We start from the raw sequence: 11215 nt of genomic DNA, 5'->3' as shown, positions 1-11215 counted from the left end.
GACCCGCACCTAATTCCACCCCCCGCCTAACCCATTGATCTTGCAACCCCCGTCTACTGTGCATGGGGTTGTTTTCGAACTTTTGTTGTTCCATGCCATCACGCGAGGCGTTCAACCGCCCCGGCACCCGATCCGCCGCCGTCCACCAAGCGAGACCAACATGCACTCTTCCGCCAGCGGCTGGGGCAACGGGCTTCTCGGCGTCATCATCTTCAGCGGCTCGCTGCCGGCGACGCGCGTCGCCGTCGGCGGCTTCTCGGCGCTGTTTCTGACCTCGGCGCGCGCCGTCATCGCGGCGCTGATTGGTGCTGTGGTGCTCGGCCTGCTCCGGCAGGCGCGGCCGCAGCGCCGTGATCTCGCCTCGCTCACCATCGTCGCCATCGGCGTCGTGGTCGGCTTTCCCCTGCTGACGGCGCTCGCGCTCCAGCACATCACGTCCGCGCGCTCCATCGTCTTCATCGGCCTGCTGCCGCTGTCGACCGCGATCTTCGGCGTGCTGCGCGGCGGCGAGCGGCCGCGGCCGCTGTTCTGGCTGTTCGCTTGTCTCGGCAGCGCCACGGTGGCCGGCTTTGCTCTCGCCGGCGACGACGCGGCCTCGCTTCAAGGCGATCTGCTGATGGTCGCCGCGATCGTGCTGTGCGGCCTCGGCTATGCCGAGGGCGCCGCGCTGTCGCGCCGCCTCGGCGGCTGGCAGGTGATCTCCTGGGCGCTGCTGCTCGCGCTGCCCTTGATGCTGGTGCTCGCCGTGCTGACGTGGCCGCCGGTCTGGAGCGGCATCGGTGTGCCCGCCTGGATCGGGCTCGCCTATGTCTCCGTCTTCAGCATGTTCGTCGGCTTCATCTTCTGGTACCGCGGGCTCGCCATCGGCGGCATCGCCCGAATCGGCCAGCTGCAGCAGCTGCAGCCGTTCTTTGGCCTGGCGCTCGCCGGCCTTCTGCTCGGCGAGCCGGTCGCAGCAAGCATGATCGCCGCGACCGCAATCGTGGTCGCCTGCGTCTTCTTCGCGCGGCGGTTTGCGTGAGCCTGTCGCCTCACGCCTCCCGCCAGTGTCATGCGGCCGCCGAACCTTGATCTAGATCAATGCCTGTCCCGACTCGGTGTCTGCCTTTACTTGCCTGAACAGCGAGGGAGGACGTCATGCGAACTAAATTGTGGCTGGCCGGCGCCGTTGTCGCCTGTGCAGCATTGACCTCGGTGCAGTGGTCGGCCGAGGACGGGCTTTCAGTCTCGATCCAGAGCGCGGAAGCCCGCGTCGGGCGGCCGGCGACGCCGGCGAGTGTCGCGGGCGTCGCGCGTCGAACGACCCGCCGTGCCGTGGTCGGTGGCGCGGCCGTCGGTGCAGCAGCCGCAGGAGCCGCTATCGCGGCGCCGACCTGCGCTCGCGTGCTGGTCAACGGCGTCTGGGTCTGCCGCTAGGCCTCACTGCTGCCCCATCACCGTTCGCGTCAGCGCGGCCTTCGCGAACTTCTTCAGCGGCATCGGCTTGCCGAACAGAAAGCCCTGATTGGGGCCTTTCGATCCCGGGTAATAGCGCGATCTGCTGGGCGAGGAAATCGACCAGCAGGCGCACGCGCGCAATGCCGGACCGCTCCGGCACGATCAGCATGTTCAGCGGCACGGGCGGCGGCGAATAGTCCGGCAGCACGCGTTCGAGGCTGCCGTCCGCGAGCAGGTCGCTGACCAGCCAAAGATGCGCCGGCGCAATGCCGCGGCCGGCCGCGAGCGCCTCACGCGCGGCAAGCCCGTGATCCAGGCGCAGCCGCCCGGTGAAGGCTATCGCATGACGGCCGCCGCGGCGCCCCTGCAGCACGAGGACATCGCTGCCGGCGATGTTGGACATCCGAACGCCCTCGTGATCGGCGAGGTCCTGCGGGCGCGCAGGCCGGCCACGCGCGGCAAGATAGTCCGGTGCGGCCACGAGCAGCCGCCGCGACTGGCCAAGCGACTTCAGCTTCATCGAGCTTTCGGCGAGCGGCCCCAGACGCAGCGCGACATCGACGCCTTCCCTGACGAGGTCGATCCGCTCGTCGGTCAGGCTGAGGTCGACCGACACCTCCGGATAAGCGTCCTGGAAGGCGAAGATCAAGCGGCTGACGTGGAGCACGCCGAACGCCGCGGTGCAGGAGACCCGCACCGTTCCGGCCGGCGCGCCGCGCGTCGAGCGCGCTTCATCACCGGCCTGCTCGACGAGACGCAGGACATGCACGCAGTCGGCGTAGTAATTGCGACCCTCCTCCGTCACGGTGACCCTGCGCGTGGTCCTGGTGAGCAGCGGTACGCCGACCGCCTGCTCCAGCTCCCGAATGTGCCGCGTCACCGTGGACTGGCCGACCCCGAGCTCGCGCGCGACCGCGGATAGGCTTCCGCGCTCGGCGACACGCACGAAGCTGCGCATGCGCTCGAGCGTAACCTCCGGCCTATCCATTTTCCGGCACAATCTTATCCATCGGCTACGTCTATCGGATCGCGGGCCACCGCGCTATCTGCCGAGCCACAATCCTCAATCCAATGGTGCCCGAACATGAAAGTGTTGATCGTCTATGCTCATCCTGAACAGCGCTCGCTCAACGGCTCGCTCCGGGATGTCGCCGTCAGAGAGCTCGAGGCGCAGGGGCACGAGGTGCGGATCTCCGACCTCTATGCCGAGGGCTGGAAGTCCGAGGTCGACCGCGGCGACTTTCCGTCGCTGCCGGTCGATGCGCGTCTCGCGGTCGCCGCGGCATCCAAGCAGGCGTTCGAGGCGGGCACGCTGACTGCCGACGTCAAGGGCGAGATCGAGAAGCTGCTGTGGGCGGACGCTCTGATTCTGCAGTTTCCGCTATGGTGGTTCAGCATGCCTGCGATACTCAAGGGCTGGGTCGACCGCGTGTTCGCCTACGGCTTCGGCTATGGTGTCGGCGAGCACAGCGACAAGCGCTGGGGCGACCGTTACGGCGAAGGGACCTTGGCCGGCAAACGCGCGATGCTGATCGTGACCGCCGGCGGCTGGCTGGACCATTATTCCGCTCGCGGGGTCAACGGGCCGATCGACGACCTGCTGTTTCCGATCAATCACGGCATTCTCTATTATCCGGGCTATGACGTCCTGCCGCCGTTCGTGGCCTATCAGGCCGACAGGTTCGATGAAGCCGCTTTCGGCGCGACGGCCGAACGCCTGCGCGAGCGGATGAGAACGCTCGCGACGACTTTGCCGATTCCCTATCGGCGCCAGAATGGCGGCGATTACATCATTCCGAGCATGCAGCTCCGCGCCGGGCTCGAGTCTCCCGGAGCGCGGGGTTTCGCGCTCCACCTCGATTCCGCTCACGAAGGCGGCGCGCCGGGCAAGCCAGGAGCGATGCGGTCAACGGCAGATCTCCGCGAGGAAACGGCGTAGCGAACGCGGTCATCCCATCACGGTGCGCGTCAGCGCGGCCTTCGCGAACTTCTTCAGCGGCATCGGCTTGCCGAATAGAAAGCCCTGCACGACATCGAAGCCGATCTCGCTCGCTGCGATGAGGTCGGCGCGGCTCTCGACCCCTTGTGCTACCGCGCGCGCGCCGAAGGTCTGCGCCAGCTCGACGATGTGACGGCACACCGTGCGCTTCAGCCGATCGCCGCCGCTGCCAGTGACGAATTGCCGGTCGGCCTTCAGCTTGACGAAGGGAATCTTGTCGAGGTCCATCAGCGACGGCCAGTTGGCGCCGAGATTGTCGATCGACAGCCCGATATTGTGCAGGCCGACCTCGCGCGCGACCTCGGCCAGGAAATCGAGCTCGCGGATCGCCTCCTCGCTGTCGATCTCGACCGTCAGCCCGCCGAAGGCCGGATGCGTCGGCACGCGGCGGCAGAGATCGCGCACCGCCTGCGGTTCCCTGAGATAGGCGGCGGGAAGATTGATCGACAGGTCGACCGGACTTTGTTGCTCCAGAAGATAGTGCCAGTCCTGCATGGCGCGATCGATCACGAACTCCGACAGCTCGCGAAAATGCGGATCGTGCGGCTCCGGGATGAAATAGGCCGGCGGCACCACGCCCCAGGTCGGATGCCGCATCCGCACCAAGGCCTCGGCGCCGTTGCGGACCAGCGTGCGCGCGTCGATCTTGGGCTGGTACCAGAGCTCGAGCCAGCCGGCATGCAGGGCTTCGCCGACATGCACGGCCGGGCTCGGCGCCGGCTCATCCGGCAGCAGCATCGCAACGCGCTCGCGCAGCGTCTCCGCGGCAAAGGGCGTGGTCAGCGGCGGCAGCATGGCAAGGCCATATTCGTCGCCGACCTGCCGCACGGCTTTGACGATGATCGAATCGCGGGCGCCGACGGCGAGAACCTTGCCGGCAAATGCCTCACGCACCAGGACTTCGAGGAATCGTCCCGGCTCGATGCCGTCGGCGGCGACGCCGAGCAGGATCAGATCCGGCAATTCGCTCGCGAGCACCGTCTTCAGCTCGTCGGCGCTGGCACATTCGCAGGTGACGAAGCCGAGATCCTCGAGGATCTCGCTGAGGAACGCGCGCAAGTGACGCTTGCTGTCGGCCACGCAGGCGCGCGGCGTCACCTTTCGCCGTCCGAAGGTCACAGGCCTTCGTCCGACGAGTTCAATCATCCCATCGTTCATCGTACACCACTCCCGTTCCGTGACGGTTTCTTAAACGCGGAGCGTGGGTTCAAATAAGGAGAGCTTCACATCGTTCTTGAATTATCTGAGTAACGTTAAGCCCTGCAATTCGAGCTAATTTGTCGACGAACCCTTTGGGTGCACGCGCGCGGTTGTCCCGCGGCGGCGATGAAGCCGGCGCAACGTGAATCGGCGGCGGCTTTCACGCTTGCGTCTTCCCGCGATGCGCGCACCGCCGCCTTTCGCTCGTGACGGTCATGCGACAACGGGTCCGCGCCGGCGGCCGAGAATGTGAAGCACATCACACGCGCGTTGCCGCGCTCGCGCTAAAGCTCCCCCGAGCCGGTGGAGGGCTGTCGAGGATTACAGCTATGTCGATGCGGCGAATGATGTATTGGTGGTTCAGGTTCGTGCTGTCAGGGCGATTCATGGATCGCTTCCTGTGCCTGCCGCGCTAGCCGCGCGGCGCACGGTTTTTCGCGGCCGAACCGGGTCTAGAGCATGATCCGGAAAAGTGTGCAGCGGTTTTCCGGAAAGATCATGCTCAAACGCTTTAGGTTTGCCCGATCAATTTGCGGAACGCCGCCGCACCGTCCTGCATCGCGTCGCGTCCCTTCCAGGCCAGATAGGTCAGCTTGCCACTGAGCGTATCGTGGCTGCGCAGCCGCCGCGAGCCGAGAATGTGGCCGACATTGTCGGGGAAGCGGCTCACCTCGGCGGAGACCAGCGCCGCGATCGCATCCATCAATTGCTGGAGGCGGACGCCCCATTCGCATTGCTCGATGCCGTCGATGCGGACCTTGAGCGCATATTCGGTGTCGTAGATGTCCGCGAGCAGGTCGCGGGCGATCAGCACCCGGTTGTGCCGGAGCGCGACGCGAAGTGCGAGACGCTTGTCGTCGAGCCGGTCGAGAACCATGGGAACGACGCAGGCATAGGGGGTGGCGGCGACGTCTGCGGCGGCCTTGCTCGCAGCGGCTCGGGTAGCAAGCCGCACCAATTGCCAGGACGTCTTCAGGCGTCGCGCCACCAGCGCCAGCGCGAAGGGCAGCGCCTGGGGATGCGCCTTCTTGAAGGCATCGAGCTGCGCGGTGATCTGGGCGACCTGGCCGTCGTCGAACTTCGCGATCTTGTCGGGCAGCTTCGCGTTGAACTTCGGCAGTGCATCGCCGGCGCGCAACACGTGCAGCATCTTCACGACGTCGTCGAAGGCGGTGCGCGAGGCCGTATATTGCCCGAGCTTGGCGCGCGCGGATTCGGCGCTCTCGGGCGAGGCGAGGGTGCTCTCGAGGACCTTGACGACCTTGATCTGGAAGGTCGAGGCGATCTTCTGGACTTCCTTCGGGTTGTTGGCCGCGACCTGGTCGCCGATCGCCTTGATGTAGTCGCGCGCCATGGTCGGCAGCAGGTCGCGGCAGATCCATTCCCAGATCGGGGTGAGGGTATTGCGCGAGATCCGCCCCATGTTGGCATGCTCGGGCGCGCCATCGATCAGCAGCAGCTCGAGCGGCGCGAAGAAATAGCGCGACGGGCTGGTGGCGCGCGCCTGGGTCGATCCGTCCTTGCGGAATTCGGCGCGCAAGCGGGCCTGGATGTCGGCCGAACCCGGCATGTCGATGCCGCACAGCTCGAGCCGTTCGAGCTCGCTGAGCAGACAGCTGCGCGACAGCGGCGTCAGCCTCTGCAGAAATTCCGATAGCCGGTCGATCTCGTCCATGGCACGCAATCTTTCGCAGCGTGGCCCGCGGGCTTGCGGGCCCAATGCGTGGAGGCATTTGCGCGCTCTCAACCTCCCTAGAGAAGCAAGTCGCCGTTAATTAATCCGTAAAATCCGGGGGGTGGATGTCGGAGCAAGGCGTTCGCCGAGGAGCTTTCCCGTTCCCACCCCGCGATTTCGGCAGAAAACTCAACCGCTGCATGGTCGCGTGCGGCGCCGCGCAAGCACAAATTGTGCCGAAGTCGTCATTTCAGCGTAAAACCGTCTAAATCACCGTAGTCATACGGAGCAAAAAGTTAATCACAGACCCGCGCCGGTTCCGCTAAACGAGTGACATGGGGTCACAGAATGATACGGCCACCGATTCGCGGCCGTCGGCATGGCACGAGAGCAGCGCTGCTTCAGCTGAAGAGCTCGATTTCGCCCGCCTGAGCGCCTTGCGTGCCAAGGCGGCCGACGAAATGGCGGCTGCCATCGCCCGCGAGCTCAATGGCCCCCTGACCGCGCTGCTGCTCTACATGGGCGAGATCAAGCACCACAGCGATCAGCTCGTCCCCGCGACCGGCGATCGCGCCTATTTGCAGCGGGTGGTGGAGAACGCGCTGGCCCAGACCGAGCGCGTTTGCGGCCTGGTCAAGCAGCTCGCCGGCCCGCCCAAGAGCGGCTCCAAGGGCGGCTTGCCGAGCCCGTCCGAAGAAGCGGAATCGAAGGCCGTCCGCGTGCTGCAACCGCCGCGGCCGCCGAGCGCCAATCTGATCGGCCCGTCGGGCCAGAAGCGGCTGACCAGGCGCGAGCGCGAGGTGCTGAGGCTGATCAGCGAAGGCTACTCGAACAAGCAGGGTGCGCTTCGCATGCAGATCAGTCCGCGCACTTTCGAGAGCCATCGCGCCGAGGCGATGCGCAAGCTCGGTGCGCGCAACACCGCGGACCTCGTCCGTGCGGCGCTGCTGCATTCGATCGACTGAGGCCGGGCCCGTCGCCCGCCGTCGGGCGAGACCCGACGCCTATCTCGAAAGTTGGGAAATCCGTGGCGCTCAGAAATAGTCTTCGGCGAAGGGACGTGCGCGCGAGGTGGGACGCAACGGCTTGATCTCTTCCTTCGGCGCGCTCGGAATGATCGTGATGGTCCAGCGGGGGGGCATGCTCGATTCCTGCTCCAGCACCGAGCGCACGAAACCGGTCACGGTCGAGCCGCCGGCCTTCACCGTCGCCATCCGGCCGTTGAACTGTGCGATCCGGAAGCGACGAACCTCCTTCTGGTCTGCGGTCTCGTAGGTGAACATGGAAAACCCTCCTGGTTTTCCGGGACTATCGCCAGCTATGATTAGCCATCTGTGAAAATCGCAAACCGTAGAAGTACGGCGGGAATGCACGCGCGAGTAGTCCGGAGCGTTTTCACGCGAAGCAGCGCGACGAGCGCGCATCCCAAGCGAGCTAGCCTTGCGGCTCCTGCGCATGCGCGGCGGCGTAGGCCGCATCCATCAGGTCCAGCAGCGCGCGGAATTCGGTCTCGCCGAGGCTTTCCGCGGTTTTCTCCAGCCGGAGCGCCAGCGCTGCGAGCCTGAGATAGCCGAACGTTCCGGCCGCGCTCTTCAACGAATGCGCTTCGCGCGTGATCCTGGCGTGGTGCTGCGCGGGCGAGAGCGTGCGGAACGATTGCAGGCGCGCGCAGGTCTCGCTCCAGAACACGTCGCGCACTTCGCCGGCACCGTCCTCGCCGATCTCGCGCACCAGCGCTTCGTACGCGCGCGGCTCGCGCGCGGGTTCGGCATCGATCGCGTTCGCAGGCGCGACGGTGACGTCAAACATGTCTTGCCTGCCCTGATCCCGGTTCGTGTCGCGCGGCACGCCGCCGCGCGAGGCATGTCGCGTGTGTACGGCCTTCGAATTTCAGTTCTGGTAGCAGGATGGCTGGTGTTTGCAGGCCGGCATTAGCCCGCGGTTTACCAAGCGACCGCGGCGTTCAGGGCGGGCCGAGCAGCCGGTCGTACTGGGCCTTCACGGCGGCGTAGCATTCGCACGCCGTCTGGCGCAGCCCGTCCAGGTTGGTGATCTGGATGTGTCCGCGGCTGTAGTGGATGAAATTGGCCTGCTGCAGGGAGTTGGCGACCAGCGACACGCTGTTGCGCCGGGCCCCGATCATCTGAGCCATGGTCTCCTGTGTCAGCAGCAGACGCGACTCGCCCGACATGTCATGCGTGTGCAGCAGGCAGCGCGACAGCCGCGACTCCACCGGATGAGCGGCGTTGCAGCCCGCGGTTTGCTGCACCTGGGCGTAGACCGCCAGCCCGTGACGCGCAAGCTGCGTGCGCAGGGCGCTGCTCTGATCGGCGGCCATGCGCAGGCGGTCCAGATCCACCACCGAGGCGGCGCCGGGAACCAGCACGATGGCGGTGTTCAACGCACACGCATCACCCTCGATGGCGAGCGTTCCGAGCAGGCTGCCACGGCCGATCATGGCGACCTGCACATGCTCGCCTTTGGCCAGTTCAACCACCAGCGAGATCACGCCGCGGTGAGGAAAATAGGCGCGCATGAGCGTCTCGCCGGTCTCGACCAGCACCGCCCCGTGGGGCAGATCCACAGTTCGCAGGTGCGGGCGGATCAACTCATAATCGTCTGCCGACAGTGCGGACAGGAAACCGTTGGACGGACGCGCCATGCTTTCCAAAGCTGCCTCCTCCGTACCCTTGCACCTGGGAATCGCACGCCTGCACTCACGCGGTGCGCGGGTAAGTTCCATCATCCTCGCGGCGGGATATATTGGCAATTGAGACAAGTTGTCCGCCCTGGCGATGCATCGACGCTGCGTGCACGTCGGAACACAGAGATCGCATCGTGCTCCCGTCACGCCACGACTCCCATCAGGCGCAGGTGATGGGCCTTCACCGCCGAATAGCAGCCGCAGGACGTCGCCAGCAGCGCCTTGGGATCGATGATCTCGATCTGGCCGCGGCTGTAGCGAATGATGCCGGCGCGCTGCAGCGCATGCGCGACCAGCGAGATCGCGTTGCGGCGGACGCCGATCATCTGCGCCAGCGCCTCCTGGGTCAGCGGCAGGATTTGGCCGTCGGACAGGTCGTGGGCGCGGAGCAGCCAACGCGCGAGCCGCGCCTCGACCAGATGCAGCGTATTGCAGAGCAGCGATTGCTGCACATGCGCGAGCATGACCTGCTCGTGGCGGACCATCAGCTTGCGGAGGCGTGCGCTTGCGGTCGCGACCGCGCGGAAAACTCCGATTTCGATCACGGAAGCAGCTCCTGGGAACAGCACAACCGCGTCCATCGGCGAGATGCCGTCGGCAAGGGCCGCACCGGCCCCACGACGCTGTCGCGGCCCAGCATCGCAATTTCGATCGTCTGTCCTTCGGACAGGCTCACCCTGATCGAAACGCATCCACCATGCGGGAGGTAGACATGTCTCGGTGCAGTGCCGATCTCGCCCACGACAGATTTGCTGACCATTTCAACCGTCGCGAGGTGCGGACGCAGCAGATCGAAATCCGCGGCATCGAGCAGTTGCAGCAGCTGGTTGGGCGGGCGGCCGCTCACGGTCATGCAGGTTAATCCGGCGGGTTCGATGGACGCTGGGCGCGGCGGCCTTCGTCACTCAGTTGCACGGCGCGCAAATACTAATCTGAAGGTTGTGGTGTCGTCCATATACCCGTTAGAGGGCAGACAACCTGTCTCATTTGCGGCGGAATTAAGTAGCGCACGCTGATTCGTTGACGAGGCGGCCGTCCTGCAACGATTGCGCAGGGAAAAAGCGGCAAGGGGGCCTCAGGAGCCGGAAGGCATTGCAGTCGCGCTGGCCATTGGGCCGGCTCGCGTCGCCTCGACCGCGTCCGCAAAAATGTTAGTTTCATCTCTCATCGAAAGCAAAGGAGAAAGGCGTGCCCCACGGTTCGATTGTTGAATCGCCGGAACGGGAAGCTCAATCCGGGCGAGACGATCTGCGCCATATTCTCGTCGTCGACGATGACCCGATGGTGTGCATGGCCATCGAGGTTTACCTCCAGCGCAACAATTTTCGGGTGACGATCGCCGAGGGTGGTGAAGCCGGACTGCGCGCCCTCGAGCACAAGCAATTCGATCTGATGATCATCGACATCTTCATGCCGCACATGCGCGGGTTCGAATCGATCCGGATTTTCCACGACCGGGCTCCGGTCATTCCGCTGATCGCGATGTCCGGCTACGCCTTCGCGAATTTGGACTCGCCCGCGCCGGACTTCCTGCGGATGGCGTTGGAGCTCGGCGCCGCGCGCTGTCTGCGCAAGCCGTTCACGCCGCACGCGCTGCTCGCCGCCATCAACGATTGCCTGGCAGAGCCTCGCCCCCGCTCCGACATTGCCACGGCCGTGCAGCTCGGTTAGCGCGACACGAGCCGCTTTCCCCGCGGGGTAACGCTTCGTTTACCTCGAGCGTGGACCGCCTAGATCCGGCAACGCCCAAGCACTCGCGCGACGAGGGCGCGGCCGGCTTGCCTCGACCGCCTCTATCGTTCTTCACGAGCAGGACTTTCTCGCACGCCGCGTCGCGCGATTAGTGGCTCGTTCACCGCGCGGCTCCCGCCGTTGCGGCGCGGGGATGGTTTTGCCGAAAAGCGCTGCAACACGCGGCAGAACCGCAAACTTCTCTTCAAAATCCGTAGTAGCACGGAGGATGAAATTAACGGGACTGTGAAAGGGGATGTCTAACGATCCAGGATAGGGCGTCCGTCCGTGCCAAGGGTGGCTCGGACGTCGCGTTTGCGGCCCGGGTCAGTAAGGCGTAGCTCATGGATGATCTGTTGCGGGAGTTTCTGACGGAGACCAGCGAGAGCCTGGACACCGTGGACAATCAGCTGGTGAAGTTCGAGCAGGAGCCGAACAACGCCAAGATCCTGGATAACATCTTCCGCCT

The 11215-nt window shown here is 65.4% G+C and carries 12 protein-coding genes and 1 pseudogene; 5 read left to right on the top strand and 8 right to left on the bottom strand.

All coding sequences use genetic code 11. The features are described 5' to 3' along the window. Positions 1-160: 160 nt before the first annotated feature. Together I6F21_RS36875 and I6F21_RS36870 are read left to right on the top strand one after the other, a co-directional pair. Positions 161-1021, top strand: a complete 861-nt coding sequence (locus I6F21_RS36875) for a DMT family transporter (protein ID WP_225184302.1) — start codon at positions 161-163, stop codon at positions 1019-1021. Positions 1022-1137: 116 nt separating this feature from the next. Continuing rightward, the gene (locus I6F21_RS36870) at positions 1138-1416 is read left to right on the top strand and encodes a hypothetical protein (RefSeq protein WP_225184301.1); all 279 of its coding nucleotides are present in this window, start codon (positions 1138-1140) and stop codon (positions 1414-1416) included. A gap of 82 nt (positions 1417-1498) precedes the next feature. On the opposite strand, the pseudogene I6F21_RS36865 reads toward I6F21_RS36870, so the two are convergent. Beyond that, positions 1499-2425 (bottom strand): annotated as a pseudogene (locus I6F21_RS36865) (LysR family transcriptional regulator); the annotation flags it as partial. A gap of 96 nt (positions 2426-2521) precedes the next feature. Between I6F21_RS36865 and I6F21_RS36860 the strand changes: the two are divergent. Continuing rightward, positions 2522-3376 (top strand): NAD(P)H-dependent oxidoreductase, encoded by an 855-nt coding sequence (locus tag I6F21_RS36860; protein WP_225184299.1) that lies wholly within the window; start codon positions 2522-2524, stop codon positions 3374-3376. Between the two features lie 9 nt (positions 3377-3385). On the opposite strand, the gene I6F21_RS36855 is transcribed toward I6F21_RS36860, so the two are convergent. Together I6F21_RS36855 and I6F21_RS36850 are read right to left on the bottom strand one after the other, a co-directional pair. Next, positions 3386-4594: an EAL domain-containing response regulator gene (locus I6F21_RS36855; protein WP_225184298.1), complete on the bottom strand. Its 1209-nt coding sequence runs from the start codon at positions 4592-4594 to the stop codon at positions 3386-3388. A 553-nt stretch (positions 4595-5147) separates the two neighbouring features. Continuing rightward, a complete protein-coding gene (locus tag I6F21_RS36850) occupies positions 5148-6311 on the bottom strand; it encodes a hypothetical protein (protein ID WP_057026526.1) in 1164 nt (387 codons plus the stop codon). 335 nt (positions 6312-6646) lie between these two features. Between I6F21_RS36850 and I6F21_RS36845 the strand changes: the two genes are divergently transcribed. After that, a complete protein-coding gene (locus I6F21_RS36845) occupies positions 6647-7276 on the top strand; it encodes a helix-turn-helix transcriptional regulator (RefSeq protein ID WP_225184297.1) in 630 nt (209 codons plus the stop codon). 69 nt (positions 7277-7345) lie between these two features. Here the strand turns inward: I6F21_RS36845 and I6F21_RS36840 are convergent, their stop codons facing one another. The 5 genes from I6F21_RS36840 to I6F21_RS39105 all read right to left on the bottom strand — a co-directional run bounded on the left by I6F21_RS36840 (position 7346) and on the right by I6F21_RS39105 (position 9868). Continuing rightward, a complete protein-coding gene (locus I6F21_RS36840; RefSeq protein ID WP_225184296.1) occupies positions 7346-7594 on the bottom strand; it encodes a hypothetical protein in 249 nt (82 codons plus the stop codon). 151 nt (positions 7595-7745) lie between these two features. Continuing rightward, positions 7746-8120, bottom strand: a complete 375-nt coding sequence (locus tag I6F21_RS36835) for an Hpt domain-containing protein (protein WP_225184295.1) — start codon at positions 8118-8120, stop codon at positions 7746-7748. Between the two features lie 154 nt (positions 8121-8274). Beyond that, a complete protein-coding gene (locus I6F21_RS36830) occupies positions 8275-8973 on the bottom strand; it encodes a Crp/Fnr family transcriptional regulator (protein ID WP_192893380.1) in 699 nt (232 codons plus the stop codon). A gap of 185 nt (positions 8974-9158) precedes the next feature. After that, a complete protein-coding gene (locus I6F21_RS39110) occupies positions 9159-9560 on the bottom strand; it encodes a helix-turn-helix domain-containing protein (RefSeq protein ID WP_346656852.1) in 402 nt (133 codons plus the stop codon). Continuing rightward, complete coding sequence (locus tag I6F21_RS39105; protein ID WP_225152510.1) at positions 9557-9868, bottom strand: hypothetical protein; 312 nt, start codon at positions 9866-9868, stop codon at positions 9557-9559. Before I6F21_RS39105 ends, I6F21_RS39110 begins: the two co-directional genes overlap by 4 nt. A gap of 395 nt (positions 9869-10263) precedes the next feature. Here I6F21_RS39105 and I6F21_RS36820 point away from each other — a divergent pair, with 395 nt between their 5' ends. After that, positions 10264-10686 (top strand): response regulator, encoded by a 423-nt coding sequence (locus I6F21_RS36820; RefSeq protein WP_162131166.1) that lies wholly within the window; start codon positions 10264-10266, stop codon positions 10684-10686. The last annotated feature ends 529 nt before the right edge of the window (positions 10687-11215 follow it).

Source organism: Bradyrhizobium sp. NBAIM03 (genome assembly GCF_020194055.1).
Taxonomy (GTDB): domain Bacteria; phylum Pseudomonadota; class Alphaproteobacteria; order Rhizobiales; family Xanthobacteraceae; genus Bradyrhizobium; species Bradyrhizobium yuanmingense.
The sequence above is the reverse complement of the archived record's forward strand: the minus strand, read 5'-3'. Positions and strand labels throughout refer to the sequence as shown.